Here is a 15,007-nt window from a genome sequence, read left to right as displayed (position 1 = left end):
CGGCAGCACCACCGCGGCCGGCGGTTTGGCGCTGAGCTGCTTTATGTTCGATCGCCGTGGGCGAAAGACAGTAAGGTGGACATATGGCCGCACAAGTACCCACCATCGTATTGAACTCGGGCACCACGATTCCCCAACTGGGGCTGGGTGTTTGGCAGGCAACCAACGACGAGACCGAGCTGGCGGTGCGGTCGGCGATCGATGATGCCGGCTACCGGCACATCGACACCGCCGCGGTTTACGGCAATGAAGAGGGTGTCGGCCGGGCCATCGCGAATGCTGGTGTCCCGCGCGAAGAACTGTTCGTCACGACAAAGCTGTGGAATGCCGACCAGGGGTATGAGCCGGCATTGAGCGCGTTCGACAAGAGCTTGTCGCGCTTGGGTTTGGACTACGTCGACCTGTACCTCATCCACTGGCCCCTGCAGGATGACGCGCGTCTGCTGCGGACCTGGGATGCGCTCGAAACCATCGCCGAATCGGGTCGTGCCAAGGCGATCGGTGTCTGCAACTTCGAGCCGCATCACCTGGAATTGCTGGTGAGCCGCGGCGGACTACCCGCCGTCGATCAGGTCGAACTCCATCCGCACCTACCTCAGCCGGCGGTCCGGGCGGCAGCCGCAAAGCACGGGATCGCGGTCGAATCGTGGAGTCCACTTGGCGGAACCAGCAATTCTGGTTGGGGACCGAACTCCAAGCCGAACACATTGCTCACCGACCCGATCATCGCGCGGGTGGGGGAACAGTACGGCAAATCGCCCGCGCAGGTTCTCATCCGCTGGCATCTGCAGAACGGGCTCATCGTCATTCCGAAATCGGTCAATCCGGACCGAATTGCTCAGAACATCAACGTATTCGACTTCGAACTCAGTGACGCAGACCTCGCTGACATCGCGACCCTCGACGACGGCGTCCGTGTGGGGGCACACCCCGACGAGCTCAACATCGGCGCGCCGGAGTAACCCCCGGCCGGCACACCTCTCAGTCTTCGAAAACCGGCGGAGTCTGCATCCGGAACGACCGAAACGTGAAGAGCTCTGTGCCTCAACATGATTCGGGTGCCAGTCGGGTTCCGAAGCGCTCAGAGTGATCCGTCGCGGTGACGTCGGACCTTGGCGCGGTTACCGCAGGCTTCCATGGAACACCATCTCCGCGTGCCGCTGCGCGTGGTGTCCAAAAACCAGAGCACGCATCCGCCGCAAGGCTTGATGCGGTGTGGTTGCGTTCTGAGTAGATCGACCAACGTGTGCGCAGCGTTCCATGCCAGCCACTGGTGAGGGTCGTCCACTTCGGTGACGCTGTGGACGCCGGCGGCATCGACCCTGTCTCTGAGATGACCGCGAGCCAGCAACGTATTGAGGGCGTCGTAGTCGGCGGAGTCGGAAGGTCGTGTCAGCGCCGTCCGAATGGCACAGCGAGCTGAAACAAGTGCTTGCGTGGCGCGCCGAAGGTCGGGAACCTCTGGACCACCATGAGATGCCATCCACTCGGTTACGAAGTCGGGGTCCTCCAGGGCGTCATGCGACTCGCCGGAAATCACCCACAACGTGTTGGCCAGGTCCAACGGCAATGGCTCCCCCGTGAGCGGTCGATTAACCACCTCGGAAGTATATCCGCCACCCGCCGTAACCGTCGTCGGGCAATTAGCTCCGCCAACGCGAACGGCGTTGTAGCTGTTGACGCCTTCTATGTAACCGTCTAACTTCATAAAGACAGAATAGCCATCGAATCTCCTGGAGGAACAGATGACCACGACGACACCACGCTTGTCGACCGGACATGTCGGCCTGAACGTCACCGATGCCGACCGTTCCACCAGCTTTTATCAGCAGGTCTTCGGATGGGACGTGAAGGGCGAGGGCACCGACGGTGATCGGCGCTGGGTGTTTCTCGGCGACGACAACGCGTTGCTTGTCACGCTGTGGCAGCAGAGCGAGGGTCGTTTCAACCCCGCCGCCCCCGGTCTGCACCACCTCTCGTTCCAGGCGACAGATATCGACCAGGTTCGGGCGATCGAAACGCGCCTCCGCGAGCTGGGCACCGCGCTGTACTACGACGGCGTCGTCCTGCATGGCGAGGGAGCGTCGTCCGGTGGCATCTTCTTCGAAGATCCAGACGGAACGCGGCTCGAGGTTTACACCCCTTCCGGCCTGGGTGAACATGCCTTCGCGCCGTCCGGCGCCGCACCGACCTGCGGCTTCTTCTGACCTTCGAGGATTCCGATGTCAACTTTTCATGACGGAGAACTGCGTGTGCAGGCTCGGGCGGGTGAACTCGAGATCGCATCCCGGGTCGGTCGAGGAATGATCCAGCCAGAAATCCCCGAGGTCGCGGCGGAGTTCCTCGGACAGCAACGCCTGCTGTTCGTGGGGCACCGCGCCCTCGGTGGCGCAGTATGGGCCAGCGTCCTGGCTGGTGGTCCCGGCTTCATCTCCACACCGGATAGCCGCACCGTCCGGGTGGACGCTCAACCGTCGGTCGGTGACCCCCTCGAGAGTTCACTGGCCGAGGGACCGCTGGCGCTGGGCTTGCTCGCGATCGAACCCGGGACCCGTCGGCGCATGCGCATCAATGGGATCGGCCGAATGAATGCCGGCGTGCTGGAACTACACACGGAGCAGGTCTACGCCAACTGCCCCAAATACATCAGCACCCGCGAGCCCGACGGACCTCTGGGAGAGTCGGATTCGAGTGAGCGTCAGGTCAGGCACCTCGACCGAATCGACAACCCGCAAAGAGATCTCATCCGTCGTGCCGACACGTTCTTTGTCGCCACCAGCCACCAGAGTTTCGGCGCGGACGTCTCGCACCGCGGAGGTGATCCCGGATTCGTCACCGTCGTCGACGAGCATCACCTGAGTTGGCCGGATTACCGCGGCAACTCGATGTACAACACTCTCGGTAACATCGAAGCCGACCCGCACGCCGGACTCCTGTTCGTGAATTGGGATACCGGGGACGTGCTCCAGCTGACCGGAACCGCGGTCATCGACTGGTCTGCAGATCGTGCCGCCGCGGTCCCCGGCGCCCGGCGCATCGTCGACTTCGCCCTCGACCATGCGGTGGAAGTGCCCGGAGCGCTCGGGGGCCGCTGGTACCTGGAGGCACTGGCGCGCACCAACCCGCCTGCCGCCGAGCCCTCCGACACCTCTTTCCGCTGAATCTATTGAGCAGGAAGGGAACTCACGAAGGTTTGCGCACCGGTTGGTGTTCGGTTTCGAGCTGCTCATGGCCGGCCGCCCAGGAGGCGAGCAGTTTGAGTGCATCGGCGGTGGGTGTGCCCGCGGCCGCGGTGTAGATGTTGAGATGTAGGCCCGGTTCGGAAGGGAACTCCATGCTTTCGAAGTCCAGGTCGAGTTGGCCGACAATGGGGTGGCGCAAGCGTTTACGGCCGCTCCGATGGAAACGAACGTCTTGTGAGGCCCAACGCTTGCGGAACAATTCGCTCTGTGTGGACAGTTCCCCGACGAGTGCGATGAGGCCCTTGTCGTGGGGGTTGCGGCCGGCTTCGAGCCGGAGCATGGCAGCGGCGTCTCTGGCGATCTGGTCGTAGTCGACAAAGAACTCTTCGGCAGCGCTGGGCTGCAGGTAGACAAATCGCGTGGTGTTGGTCGGGCGGCGGGGGTCGGCCAGTACCGGTGAGTAGAGCGCGCGGGCCAGCTGGTTCATCGCGATGATGTCGTGGCGGCCATTGCGAACCCAGGCCGGTGCATCCGTGATGGCGTCGAGCACCTGTTGGATCGCCGGGCGAACGGTGGTCGGTGGGGTCCGTTGGCGGCGGGTCGCCGAACTCTCCTGAGACTGGCGGGCAAGCGCGAACAGGTGATCGCGTTCGGCCTCGTCCAGTTGCAATGCGCCGGCAAGGGAACCAAGGACGCTGTCGGAGGCACCGGAGAGGTTTCCCCGTTCCATCCGCACGTAATAGTCGACCGACACGCCTGCCAGCAGGGACACCTCCTCGCGGCGCAGACCCTTGACCCGGCGGTTGCCGCCGTAGGCAGGAAGACCGGTCTGCTCGGGGGTGATACGCGCACGCCGCGAGCTGAGAAAATCGCGGATCTCGGTGCGCAGCTCGGCGGAACTCATGTCTCCACCGTAGGCATCGCCGCGAATCCAAGGGAGGTACTGGCGTTACCCGGCACAACTGTGACTCCAGAAAACGGCAGGACAGAGGTCAACCGGAGCGTATGAAAGCCACATATATGTACGGTGCCGGAGATGTCCGGGTCATCGACGTACCTATGCGGCGATGGATTCGCCAGAGACATTGAAGGTTGCGCTCCGGCCGTGACCGCACCGCCGAAACCAGGTACTCGCAGTCACTGTCTGGCGGTGCGGTAGAAGGCTACGGTGGAATTCATGGCTCCTTCAAATTATGTTCTCAACAATGGAATCACACTGCCGTCAATAGGTTTTGGGGTATTTCAGACACCGCCAGATGAGACGACTACCGCAGTGTCCACCGCGCTGGAGGTCGGCTACCGCCACATCGACACCGCGGGTGCCTACCTCAACGAGCAGGGTGTCGGTGAAGCGATCAGCCGGTCGGACCTCGACCGGTCGGACATCTTCATCGAGACCAAGGTCTGGATCAGCGACTACGGGTATGACGCGACACTGCATGCGTTCGACAAGGCCGCAGGCAAACTCCGGGTCGATCAGATCGATCTGCTGATCTTGCATCAGGCGTTGCCGAGCGAGTTCGATCTCACGATCGACGCGTACAAGGCGCTGGAAAAGTTGTTGTCCGACGGCAAGGTTCGCGCCATCGGTGTCAGCAACTTCATGCGTGAGCACCTCACCCGCCTGTTGGACGCGACATCGGTTGTGCCCGCGATCAACCAGATCGAGGTGCACCCCTACTTCCAGCAACCCGATGTGCTCGCAGCCGACGCCGAGCACGGGATCCTCACGCAGGCGTGGTCTCCGATCGGCGGCATCACCTTCTACCGCGACGGGTCGAAAGGCTCGACACTCGAGGACCCGACCATCGTCGCGATCGCGAAGGCGCATGACAAGACCGCAGCTCAGGTGATGCTGCGGTGGCATGTGCAGCAAGGGCGGCAGGTCATCCCGAAGTCGGTGACACCATCACGGATCGCAGAGAACTTCGACATCTTCGACTTCGAACTCTCCGCCGACGAACTCACCGCCATCGACGCACTCGACACCGGTATACGCGGTGGCCCCGAACCCGAGGCGATCACTCGTGAGTCCTTTGGCATGAACATCCCGGAGGCCTGATCCTCCATGGACATCGATCCACGTATACCGACCACCAAAAATCCACCCGAGTACTTCACCGGCGACGTCTGGCTCGACCCGATTGCCAAACCCCGCGAGGGCGGCCAGCGGATGACCGTCGCGATGGTGCGGTTTGCGCCCGGCGCCCGCACCGCGTGGCACTTCCACGCTCTGGGTCAGACCTTGCACATCACCTCGGGCATTGCCTGGGTGCAGTCGCGCGGCGGACCGAAGATCGAGGCGCGGACCGGGCAAACGCTGTACTGTCCTCCCGGCGAGGAGCATTGGCACGGAGCTGCGCCGGATTCGTTCATGGAACATCTGGCGATGCTCGACAACGCCGACGATCCGGCCGAGACCACGACCTGGCTCGAACACGTCACCGATGAGGAGTATTTCGACGTATGACCGACAACCCGGCACTCATCGAGTTGATCTCCGAACACAGCCGCGGCACCCTCGCCACGATCCGGAGCAGCGGGGTGCCGCAATTATCCACGGTGGCTTACTCATTCGACCCACGCGAGCGTGTCTTCCGGATCTCGTCCACCGATGGACGGGCGAAAGTCGCCAATGTGCGCCGTGATCCGCGCGCGAGTTTTCAGGTCAGCAGCGAGGACGGTTGGTCGTATGTGGTCGCCGAGGGTCGGGTGGAACTGAGCCCGGTCGCCGCACAGGCAACCGACGACGACACGATCTCGGAACTGATCGACCTCTACCGCGACATCTCCGGTGAACACCCCGACTGGGACGAGTATGCCCAGGCGATGGTGGACGAACGTCGACTGGTGATCCGCCTATACGCCGAACGTTTCTACGGCCAGGTCAGCTGAGCAGGGCTCCGCTGATCTGGGCTCGCGACCGGATGTCGTCGGGGCCCAGATCGTGGAGTGCATCGAGGTAGGCAACCGCGAAGGATCCTGGCGCCGAGGTCTTTTCGGCGGCGATCTCTGCCGCGACCGCAACGTGGGTGTGCGCGGACACCGCGGCCGTCAATCCGTTGGGGGTGACTGCGGCATATGCCGCGACCAGCGCGCCCAATGAGCATCCGGTGCCGGTGACCTTGGTCAGCAGTGAATGTCCGCCGCCCACCTTGACCAGGTTGTGGGTGGTGCCGGTGGCGCCGACAACGTGATCGACAGGGCCGGAGGCCGAGACGGCGTCAGCGGAAGCGAGCAGGGCCCGAGCCGCTTCCACTGCTGCGGCCGGATCGGCCGAGCTGTCGACGCCGCGGCCGCCACCATCGAGGCCGTGCAGGCCGATGACCTCAGATGCGTTGCCGCGGATCACACTCGGGTGCTGGGCCAGCAGTTCTCGGGCGAGCTCGCCGCGCCAGGGCAGTCCGCCGGCGCCGATCGGATCGAGTACCCATGGTGTGCCGGATTCGTGGGCCGAGGTCGCGGCGGCGACGTATGAGTCGTGCAGGGCCGACTGGGGTGTTCCGAGGTTGATGAGCACTGCGTCGGCGACTCCGGCGAAGAGGCCGGCCTCTTCCACGTTGTCGACCATGGCCGGGCTGGCGCCTGCGGCGAGTAGGACGTTGGCGGTGAACCCGGCTGCCACGTAGTTGGTCAATGCGTGCACCAGCGGTGTCCGCGAACGCAATTCGAGCAGCGCGTCGATGACCGCATCGACGTCGGGTACGCGGGTCGGTTCGAGGGTGGTCATGGTCTGTCCTTCGTCTCAGGGAGTGATGGTCACAGTGATGTGGTGAGGGGATTGTGGGGGTCGGCCGCCCATTCGGACATCGAACCGTCGTAGACGCGGACGTCGTCGCGGCCTGACGCGCGCAGCGCCAGTGCGTATCCGGAGGCGGTGATGCCGCTACCGCAGTAGGTCACCACCGGTCCCGGGTGGAGTGATTCGGCTGCACGACGTGCCCGGTCGAGATCGATTTCGGTTCCGTCGGGGTCGACCAGGTCGGCGAAGGGCAGGTTCACGCTTCCCGGGATGTGTCCGGCCCGGCCGTACGGCATTTCCTGACCGGAAAAGACCTCTGGCCGAAGAACGTTGATCAGTTCTGATTCCGGTCCCAGCGCCCGGACGTCGTCGGCGTCGGCGAAGTAGCCGGGCTTGGCGAAGAGCTCCGGGGGAGTGGTCGGTGTCGGGGTGCGCTCCCCGGTCTCGATGGCGCCACCGATCTCGCGCCAGGTGTCGAACCCACCGTTGAGGACGGAGGCGGCGGCGAACCCGTAGCTGTGCAATACCCAGACCAGTCGCGCGGCCCAGATCCCGTTGAGGTGGTCGTAGACCAGCACTGTCGAATCCGCGCCGACGCCGTGGCGGCCGAGAGCGGCGGCCAGCTGTTCCCGGGTGGGTCGGGTGAAGGGTGCCGCTGCCGTGGGATCGGAGAAGTCGTCGACGAGGTCGGCGTGGACGGCACCGGGCAGGTGGCCCTCGCGGTACGTGGGCAGCCCGGTCGAATAGGTGCTGGTGTCGTCAGGATGGACATCGCGGGTGACGCAGGCATCGAGGATCACGAGCCTCGGGTCGGCCCGATGTTCCTTCAGCCACTGCGCAGACGTGAACAACCCAGGGGTGTCCTGGTCGGTGTTCATGCTTCCCGGGCCTGGTTGCGGCATGTGTATACAGCTACATTCATCGGGATGATTGTGCACGCGTTAAAATCCAGATGATTTGAATGGGTGACGATCGGTGCTCCGACCGAGAGAATCGGGAGCGTTGTAAGCAATGAAGGGATCTGTGCAGTAATGGCCTCGAACGACTCCAGTGGTAACGCTGGCTTCCGCACGCTCTGGTACTTGACCACGGCGAATGGTGACTATCCGTGGACTCCGGGTCGGCTCTACCCGCCGGATTTCGAGCACTACCGGGAACTCGCCCAGGCCATCGACGACGGCGGTTTCTACGGGGCGCTGGTCGCCACCTGGCCCAATGATCCGTTCACCTCGGCGTCGTTCGCCGCAGCCGTGACCAGTCGGATGCGCTTCCTGGTCGCCACCTATTCGGGTGTCATCCCGCCGAAGGCCTTCGCGGAAAAGGCACTCACCTTCGATCGCTTCAGCGGCGGTCGCCTCGACATCAACGTGATCAACGGCACCGACGACCGGGTGGGCCCCTACGGCGTGAAGGCCGATCATGACGATCGGTACACCCGCAGCACCAAGTACTGGGCCGAGGTGCTCGAGCACTACCGCGCGGGAACCGACTCGAACTTCCACAATTCACCGGTCCGCATCGAGCCGACCCAGGACGTGATCGACCTGTGGGGCACCGGAGATTCGCCGGCCGGCCTCGAGCACGCCGGAGCGACCATCCACAACTACCTGACGATGCTGCGTCCCGCGCATGAGCTGGCCCCCAGGATCGAGGCCGCAAAGACGGCGGTCTCGGCCGCAGGCCGACAGTTCGATTCCATCGGTGCTCTCGGTGGCGTGATCGTGCGCCCGGATGCTGCCGACGCGCTCGAGAAGTTCTACACGGTGTTCACCGGTGCGGGCATCGACGCAGTCCGCGACACCCTCGATGTCGCGGTCAAGAAGCGCACCGGTGGCGAGCACAGTCTGCTCACATACACCGCGCCTGATGCGCAGCGTCAGGGATGGGTTGATGCATTGCGGGCCAACCATTTTCCGGAGCCCTCCGAATTGCAGGTCGATGAGGGCCTCTACGCAGGCATCACCGCATGGTCGCCGCTGGACATCTTCGGGTCCCGCTCATCGGCTCTCTATTTCGTCGGCGACCCCGACTCGATCACCGGCACCGTACGTCGCCTGAAGGATGCCGTCGGCATCACGTCGCTGATCTTGGCCGGCTGGCCGCTGGCCGAGGAGGCACGGCAGGTCGCCGAGCATCTGCTGCCCCGTTTCGACGAGCTCTGATGGACAGCCACGCAAACGGGATCTATCGCAAACTTCGCGAGAATCTGTTGGCGGGCGCCTACTCCGTCGACAAACCGTTGATCCCGGGGGTGCTCAGTGAGGACTTCGCAGTCTCTCGCACCCCGGTCCGGGAAGCGCTGGCATTGCTGGCGCAGGATGGACTGATCGAACCGGTTCGCCGCGGATTCATGATCACCCAGCGTGGCGACGACGAACTGCTCGAGCTCTTCGAAGCCCAGGCCGTGCTCGACGCCGCGGTGGCGTCGGCGGCGGCCGAGCGTCGCACCGACGTCGACCTGCTCCGCCTTCAGGACGCGCAGGATCGGTCGACGGCGCAGCCGGACCCGGTTGATATCCGCCTCGCGTTGCGGCAGTGGCACACCGCCCTGCGCGAGGCGGCGCACAACCGGACGATGACCGATCTGCTCGATCGGCTGGACGCCCAGATCAAGCTCGGCGCACCGTGGAAGCCCTCGCATTCCGACGGTGCGTTCGAGCGTCCGATCGACGAGCATCGCGAGATTCTCACGGCGGTGCGCGATCGTGATCGGGACGGTGCACGCCTGGCAATGCTGGCGCACCACGCCGCCGACCGCGACAACCGGATCGCTCAATTAGCCCAGAGGCACGCGTAATTCGAGTCGTGGTCCTCTCGCCCCAATCGTTCTTCGATTCTTAAGATTTCAACAGCTGTACCCACTGGCGCGACGCGCTACCCTGTGACTACAGTCACTGATCAGTGGCGCTGGTCACATGTTGAAGGGAGTGGGTCTTGGTACCGAATACGCAGGAGATGCTGGACTTCGAAGTCCGGTGGTATCCCCTCGGCGGTGGGCCGTCTGAGCAGATTCATGAGCGTTTCGGGATGTCGGATCGCGACTACTTTGCGTCCGTGAACGACCTCTTGCGGCAGAGTCCGCCTGAACAGCTCTCACCGAATGCGGTCGAGCAGATGCGGGGAGTCGTGCGCAGGCGGCTCTGGATGGCGAAGTAACCCGATCACGCGAGTCTGCGTTTGGCTTCTTCCTTGAGACCTTTCTGGGCAGTGTTCAGCGCTGTCTTCTGGGCCTGCTTGACCAGGAGGCCGGGGAGCTTGATCTTCAGGTCCACATCGAGATCGAACTCGATGTGTGACCCCTCGCCCTTGGGCGTCACCGTGTACTGCCCGTGCTGATGGGACAGCTGGTCGGCCTCGATGAGATCCCAGGTACAGGTGTTCTCGGTCCATGAGTACGTGAGCAACTGGTGATCGGTCATGCCGAAGGCCTGGAGTTCGAGCTTCACCTTCTTCGGGGAACCGTCGTCATACTCTTCGAGGACTTCGGCCTTCTTGTGTGGACCAGACCAGTCGGGTAGAGACTCCACGTCGAGCAGGATCTCCATGATCACGGCCGGCGGTGCATCGATGTCGAATTCGGTTTTTGCGTTCACTGCCATGGAGAGAAAATTACACTGATTCGCCTCGGAATCGGCCGGGTTTGGTCGCGGCGTCGGCGCCCGTTCTTTGTGACCGAAGCGTTGCCATCGAATCTTGGTGCGAACCGCAGGCGGGGGAGTATGGTCTGTCCCAGTGGTCGGTGCGCAGTGAGGCGGCCGGGTTCTTCCTGGGCCTCGAATCGGTGGGGCCTGTATCTCCTTTGACAGTCTTGATGGGGCGAAACTTGTTTGATTCAAGTATTTTTGGCGTCTGCTCACGCTCTCGATCCCGGCTTGCAGTGGCCGGGTTGATCGGTGCCGGAGCGTTGGCCTTGGCCGGATTTGGCGGGCTGGGTACGGCATCGGCCGACCCGTTGATATGCGAGGTGTCCAACGGGCACAACGTCATCCACGTCGAGGGCAACGGCGGCTGTGGTGCCAAGGCGGGTCCGGGCAGCACAGCTCGGGCAACAGATCAGAGCGGTGCGGGCACCGCTGTGGCATCGGCGGACACCGGTGGCAACGCGAACGCGTTGAACCTGCAGCCCGGTGCCGCGGCCCTCGCGGGCGCGATATCCGGTGGTACCGGCTACGCGGTGACAACCGGCCCCGGAGGTATGTCGGTCAGTCAGGCGCGCGACGGCGGCACGTCGATCGCGATCGCCGGGTGGGGCGGCAGTGCCTATGCCGGACGCTATGGGGCACAGTGCACGGGCAGCTTCGCAGCCGCAGTCGACACCAATACCGGACAAGGCTGCATCGGCGCCGGGGGTATCTGGCTTTCGACACCCCGATAACAAGACCACGGTGCGGGCGCCTGTTCCCCGCACTCTCCGACGAAGAGCGGTGCCGCTTACGGTGCCGCTCTTCGTGTATCGGCAGTTCGTCGGCTTCGAGTCGTTGGCCCCGGGTTCACAAAGAGGACACCTGACAGCGGACAAATCAGACTAGATTGAATCGGTGAACGAGATACTGCGCCTTTCAGATTTTGGACCCGATCATCCCGATGTCGGGCCCGACTTCAGTGTTGTTGCCGGTCGTGAGGCCCTGCAAAAGATTGTCGACCTCGCTGACACGACGCAGTTCCTGGTCGACGACCGTGATGACGATGACCCACGACTGCTGACCCTGCCGGGTCGCAACGTCATCGACACCTGGCGTGAGGACTATCCGTACGACGAACGTATGGGCCGCGACCAGTACGAGCTGGAAAAGCGTCTGCTGCAGATCGAACTGCTCAAGCTCCAAAGGTGGATCAAGGTGACCAACCAGCGCCATGTGCTGGTCTTCGAGGGACGTGACGCTGCGGGCAAGGGCGGCACGATCAAGCGATTCATGGAGCACCTCAATCCCCGTGGCGCGCGGGTGGTTGCCCTCGAGAAGCCGAGCGAGCGGGAATCGACCGAGTGGTACTTCCAGCGTTACGTGCAGCATCTGCCCGCGGCCGGTGAGATCGTCATGTTCGACCGCTCCTGGTACAACCGGACCGGCGTCGAACGGGTGATGGGATTCTGCACCGATGAACAGCATGCCCAGTTCCTGCGGCAGGCGCCGCTGTTCGAGGAGATGCTGATCGACGACGGCATCAAACTCATCAAGTTCTGGTTCTCCGTGTCACCGCTGGAGCAGCGCACCCGGTTTGCGATCCGGCAGGTCGACCCGGTCCGGCAGTGGAAGCTGTCGCCGATGGACCTTGCCTCGCTGGACAAGTGGGACAAGTACACCGCGGCCAAAGAGGAGATGTTCGCCGGTACCGACACCGACCATGCGCCATGGACCGTGGTGAAGAGCAACGACAAGAAGCGCGCTCGGCTGGGCGCCATGCGCTACGTTCTGAGCCTGTATGACTACGACGATCGGGACGACGAGATCGTCGGACGTCCCGATCCTCTGATCGTCGGTCGTGCCCGCGACATCATCGGTGAGTAGGACCTTGCCGGGTTTTGTGCCGATCGATCGGTAACCTGGGTCGGTGCGTTCCTTCCTTGCTGCGGTGCTCTGTCTAGTTGCGATCGTCTCTGCTGCCATTGCGGTGCCGGCGTTCTGGGTCAACTCGAATCTCGTCGACCGCGATGGCTTCAGTGAGATGGTCTCTCCGCTCGCGGACAATTCGAAGGTCCAAGAACAGATTGCCGATGAGATCACCGCGCAGGTGTCAGCTGCTGCGCCGCTGGTCCCGTCTGCGCTGATCCGGCCGCTCGCGGAGGCTTACACCCGTAGCGACAACTTCAAGCCCGACTTCGTCGAGGCGATGAATCAGCAGCACGATTGGCTGTTCGAAGAGGCCACGCCCGAAGAAGAGGGGCAGGTGATGTCGCTGAATCTGACGCCGATGGTGAACCGCGTGATCAACGACCAGCTCCTGAGCGGTGTCGAGATCTCCGGGCCCATCGAGGTGCCACTCAGTGATTCGGCGCGGTCGGGTCTGGAAGCCGGTCGCTATCACGAGCTCGGCGACCAGATCGGGTACATCGCGATCGGGTCGCTCGTGGTCGCGGTGGTCGCGGGACTCGGCGCTCTGGTGGTGGCGCGGCGGCGCGGATTGGTCGTTGCCGCAATCGGATTCGGCGTGATCGTCGGAGGCGTACTGACCTGGCTGTTGGGCGAGTTCGCCCAGCGTCGGGCAACCGACGAGATCTCAGGTGCCGAAGGTTCGGCGCGAGAGGTCGCCGAACTCATCGTCGACAAGGTGGTCGAGAGCATGCAGAACGTCGGCCTGATCGCCGCCGGGGCCGGAGTGGTCGTCGTTATTGCCGGCATCGTGGTGTCGGCGACGCTCGAGCGTCGGCGTTAGACGGTCGACGAGCAGGCCGCCTACGTCATGACAGGTTGGGCAGTAGGCGCCAGGAAACCGCGAAGTTGTTGAGGATGTTCCAATCCGACGGGACGGCCATCCCGAAGACCGGAATTCCCAGTCCACACCCTACGATCTGCGTTTCCGATTCGCCGGGGGCGAGCTCGGGAATGGTGAACTGCGTCCCGTCAAGCGAGAATCCTGAGACCTTCACGTTGTAAGCGGTGGTCCCGCCGACGTTGGTGGCGGTCACCGGGCAAAGGGAGAGCTTGAACCCGTAATCGTCGCCGCGGGACTCGACGGACACCTTCACGTCCGCCGGGGTGGCAGCGGTGGCGGTGGCCGGCAACGCGAGGGTCAGTCCGGTGGCGGCCGCCAGTGTTGCGAGGCACATTCGGGTTCGTGTCATGGCGATGACCCTATCGGCGAATCGGACACGGGGCGCGTTGTCGGACCCGTATGCGAACATATGTTCGTGTCCCGGATCGAGCAAAGAGACCAGGCGAGCATCCTGCACGCCGATCTGGATTCGTTCTATGCCTCGGTAGAGCAACGCGACCACCCGGAGTTGCGCGGACGGCCGGTGATCGTGGGCGGCGGTGTGGTGCTCGCGGCCAGCTATGAAGCCAAGGCCTTCGGGATCCGTACGCCGATGAACGGCAGAGAAGCGCTCGCGATGTGCCCGCGGGCGGTGGTGATGCCGGCGCGGTTCGACGCCTACAGCGAGGCGAGCAAGGCCGTCTTCGAGATCTTCCGCGACACCACGCCGATCGTCGAGGGGATCTCGATCGACGAAGCCTTCCTCGATGTCGGCGGTCTGCGTCGGATCAGCGGTTCGCCGCTGGAGATCGGCGCGCGCCTGCGGGCCCGGGTGGCGACCGAGGTGGGCTTGCCGATCACGGTCGGGATCGCGAGCACGAAGTTCTTGGCCAAGGTGGCCAGCGCGGTGGGCAAACCCGATGGACTGCTCGAGGTCGCGGTCGGTACTGAACTCGAGTTCTTGCATCCGCTACCGGTCGAGAGGCTGTGGGGTGTGGGGGCGGTGACCGCGGAGAAACTCCACAACGCGGGGTTGCGCACAGTGGGAGACCTCGCCGCGGTCGGCGAGGCGCTGCTGAGTTCGCTCGTCGGTGGTGGCGCGGGCCGGCATCTGTATGCGCTGTCGATGGCCCAAGACCCACGACGGGTGGAGGTCGGGCGCCGCCGCCGGTCGATCGGATCGCAGCGCGCCATGGGCCGTCGTGCAAAGTCGGCCGACGAACTCGAGGCCACCATTGTCGGGATCATCGACCGGCTCGGAAAGCGGCTCCGCAAAGCCGACCGGCGCACGCGCACCGTTGTCCTGCGGCTGCGGTTCGACGACTTCACCCGGGCCACCAGATCGCACACCCTCTACGAATCCACCGACCGCACCGACGTCTTGATGACGGCGTCGCGAAAGATCCTCGACGCGGCCATGCCGATGATCGAGGAGAAGGGTTGCACGCTGCTGGGTGTCTCGCTCACCAACCTGTCCGGCACTGAGGTCGTGCAGTTGGCCCTGCCCTTCGAAGAGCACCATCAGGAGCAACTGGACATCACGGTCGACAGCCTGCGGGATCGGTTCGGCGCCGGGGCCGTGACCAGGGCGGTGCTCCTCGGCCGCGACAGCGGAATGCAGGTACCGATGCTGCCGGACTGATTCTGTTGCCCGACGCATAGGGCATCGAGC

Annotated in this window: 19 protein-coding genes; 13 read left to right on the top strand and 6 right to left on the bottom strand. The window is 63.8% G+C overall.

Annotated elements, in window-relative coordinates; all coding sequences use genetic code 11:
- Nucleotides 1–83 precede the first annotated feature (83 nt).
- Nucleotides 84–962, top strand: coding sequence for an aldo/keto reductase (locus AC1TQG_RS24295; protein ID WP_482141024.1), 879 nt, complete (start codon nt 84–86; stop codon nt 960–962).
- Between the two features lie 119 nt (nt 963–1,081).
- Here AC1TQG_RS24295 and AC1TQG_RS24290 read toward each other — a convergent pair whose 3' ends face one another.
- Nucleotides 1,082–1,600: a CGNR zinc finger domain-containing protein gene (locus AC1TQG_RS24290; protein ID WP_482141022.1), complete on the bottom strand. Its 519-nt coding sequence runs from the start codon at nt 1,598–1,600 to the stop codon at nt 1,082–1,084.
- Nucleotides 1,601–1,745: 145 nt separating this feature from the next.
- On the opposite strand from AC1TQG_RS24290, the gene AC1TQG_RS24285 reads away from it, so the two are divergent.
- The gene (locus tag AC1TQG_RS24285; RefSeq protein ID WP_482141020.1) at nt 1,746–2,207 is read left to right on the top strand and encodes a VOC family protein; all 462 of its coding nucleotides are present in this window, start codon (nt 1,746–1,748) and stop codon (nt 2,205–2,207) included.
- Nucleotides 2,208–2,222: 15 nt separating this feature from the next.
- Nucleotides 2,223–3,161, top strand: a complete 939-nt coding sequence (locus tag AC1TQG_RS24280) for a pyridoxamine 5'-phosphate oxidase family protein (protein ID WP_482141018.1) — start codon at nt 2,223–2,225, stop codon at nt 3,159–3,161.
- Between the two features lie 22 nt (nt 3,162–3,183).
- On the opposite strand, the gene AC1TQG_RS24275 is transcribed toward AC1TQG_RS24280, so the two are convergent.
- Nucleotides 3,184–4,086 carry a helix-turn-helix domain-containing protein gene (locus AC1TQG_RS24275; RefSeq protein ID WP_482141016.1) on the bottom strand — a complete coding sequence of 301 codons (903 nt, stop codon included), beginning with the start codon at nt 4,084–4,086 and terminating at the stop codon, nt 3,184–3,186.
- Nucleotides 4,087–4,359: 273 nt separating this feature from the next.
- Here AC1TQG_RS24275 and AC1TQG_RS24270 point away from each other — a divergent pair, with 273 nt between their 5' ends.
- The 3 genes from AC1TQG_RS24270 to AC1TQG_RS24260 are packed head-to-tail and all read left to right on the top strand — an operon-like array spanning nt 4,360 to nt 6,077.
- Nucleotides 4,360–5,244 (top strand): aldo/keto reductase, encoded by an 885-nt coding sequence (locus AC1TQG_RS24270; RefSeq protein WP_482141014.1) that lies wholly within the window; start codon nt 4,360–4,362, stop codon nt 5,242–5,244.
- 6 nt (nt 5,245–5,250) lie between these two features.
- A complete protein-coding gene (locus AC1TQG_RS24265; protein WP_482141012.1) occupies nt 5,251–5,652 on the top strand; it encodes a (R)-mandelonitrile lyase in 402 nt (133 codons plus the stop codon).
- Nucleotides 5,649–6,077 carry a PPOX class F420-dependent oxidoreductase gene (locus tag AC1TQG_RS24260; RefSeq protein WP_482141010.1) on the top strand — a complete coding sequence of 143 codons (429 nt, stop codon included), beginning with the start codon at nt 5,649–5,651 and terminating at the stop codon, nt 6,075–6,077. The genes AC1TQG_RS24265 and AC1TQG_RS24260 overlap by 4 nt, the downstream gene beginning before the upstream one ends.
- On the opposite strand, the gene thiM is transcribed toward AC1TQG_RS24260, so the two are convergent.
- Together thiM and AC1TQG_RS24250 are read right to left on the bottom strand one after the other, a co-directional pair.
- Nucleotides 6,070–6,912, bottom strand: coding sequence for a hydroxyethylthiazole kinase (thiM, locus tag AC1TQG_RS24255; RefSeq protein ID WP_482141008.1), 843 nt, complete (start codon nt 6,910–6,912; stop codon nt 6,070–6,072). The genes AC1TQG_RS24260 and thiM overlap by 8 nt on opposite strands.
- A gap of 29 nt (nt 6,913–6,941) precedes the next feature.
- Complete coding sequence (locus AC1TQG_RS24250; RefSeq protein WP_482141006.1) at nt 6,942–7,802, bottom strand: sulfurtransferase; 861 nt, start codon at nt 7,800–7,802, stop codon at nt 6,942–6,944.
- A gap of 153 nt (nt 7,803–7,955) precedes the next feature.
- Between AC1TQG_RS24250 and AC1TQG_RS24245 the strand changes: the two genes are divergently transcribed.
- The 3 genes from AC1TQG_RS24245 to AC1TQG_RS24235 all read left to right on the top strand — a co-directional run bounded on the left by AC1TQG_RS24245 (nt 7,956) and on the right by AC1TQG_RS24235 (nt 10,080).
- Nucleotides 7,956–9,086, top strand: coding sequence for an LLM class flavin-dependent oxidoreductase (locus AC1TQG_RS24245; protein WP_482141005.1), 1,131 nt, complete (start codon nt 7,956–7,958; stop codon nt 9,084–9,086).
- Nucleotides 9,086–9,721 (top strand): GntR family transcriptional regulator, encoded by a 636-nt coding sequence (locus tag AC1TQG_RS24240; protein ID WP_482141003.1) that lies wholly within the window; start codon nt 9,086–9,088, stop codon nt 9,719–9,721. The genes AC1TQG_RS24245 and AC1TQG_RS24240 overlap by 1 nt, the downstream gene beginning before the upstream one ends.
- A 158-nt stretch (nt 9,722–9,879) precedes the next feature.
- Complete coding sequence (locus AC1TQG_RS24235) at nt 9,880–10,080, top strand: DUF3263 domain-containing protein (RefSeq protein ID WP_482141468.1); 201 nt, start codon at nt 9,880–9,882, stop codon at nt 10,078–10,080.
- 5 nt (nt 10,081–10,085) lie between these two features.
- On the opposite strand, the gene AC1TQG_RS24230 is transcribed toward AC1TQG_RS24235, so the two are convergent.
- Nucleotides 10,086–10,523 carry an SRPBCC family protein gene (locus AC1TQG_RS24230; RefSeq protein ID WP_482141001.1) on the bottom strand — a complete coding sequence of 146 codons (438 nt, stop codon included), beginning with the start codon at nt 10,521–10,523 and terminating at the stop codon, nt 10,086–10,088.
- A gap of 212 nt (nt 10,524–10,735) precedes the next feature.
- Between AC1TQG_RS24230 and AC1TQG_RS24225 the strand changes: the two genes are divergently transcribed.
- The 3 genes from AC1TQG_RS24225 to AC1TQG_RS24215 all read left to right on the top strand — a co-directional run bounded on the left by AC1TQG_RS24225 (nt 10,736) and on the right by AC1TQG_RS24215 (nt 13,296).
- Nucleotides 10,736–11,299 carry a DUF6764 family protein gene (locus AC1TQG_RS24225; protein WP_482140999.1) on the top strand — a complete coding sequence of 188 codons (564 nt, stop codon included), beginning with the start codon at nt 10,736–10,738 and terminating at the stop codon, nt 11,297–11,299.
- Between the two features lie 163 nt (nt 11,300–11,462).
- The gene (gene ppk2, locus AC1TQG_RS24220) at nt 11,463–12,431 is read left to right on the top strand and encodes a polyphosphate kinase 2 (RefSeq protein ID WP_482140997.1); all 969 of its coding nucleotides are present in this window, start codon (nt 11,463–11,465) and stop codon (nt 12,429–12,431) included.
- A 43-nt stretch (nt 12,432–12,474) separates the two neighbouring features.
- Nucleotides 12,475–13,296, top strand: a complete 822-nt coding sequence (locus AC1TQG_RS24215; RefSeq protein ID WP_482140995.1) for a hypothetical protein — start codon at nt 12,475–12,477, stop codon at nt 13,294–13,296.
- 25 nt (nt 13,297–13,321) lie between these two features.
- Here the strand turns inward: AC1TQG_RS24215 and AC1TQG_RS24210 are convergent, their stop codons facing one another.
- Nucleotides 13,322–13,705, bottom strand: coding sequence for a hypothetical protein (locus tag AC1TQG_RS24210; RefSeq protein ID WP_482140993.1), 384 nt, complete (start codon nt 13,703–13,705; stop codon nt 13,322–13,324).
- 60 nt (nt 13,706–13,765) lie between these two features.
- On the opposite strand from AC1TQG_RS24210, the gene dinB reads away from it, so the two are divergent.
- A complete protein-coding gene (gene dinB, locus AC1TQG_RS24205; RefSeq protein ID WP_482140991.1) occupies nt 13,766–14,977 on the top strand; it encodes a DNA polymerase IV in 1,212 nt (403 codons plus the stop codon).
- Nucleotides 14,978–15,007: the final 30 nt, after the last annotated feature.

The organism is Williamsia sp. Y844, from assembly GCF_056786475.1.
This window is presented reverse-complemented; position numbering and strand designations above follow the sequence as displayed.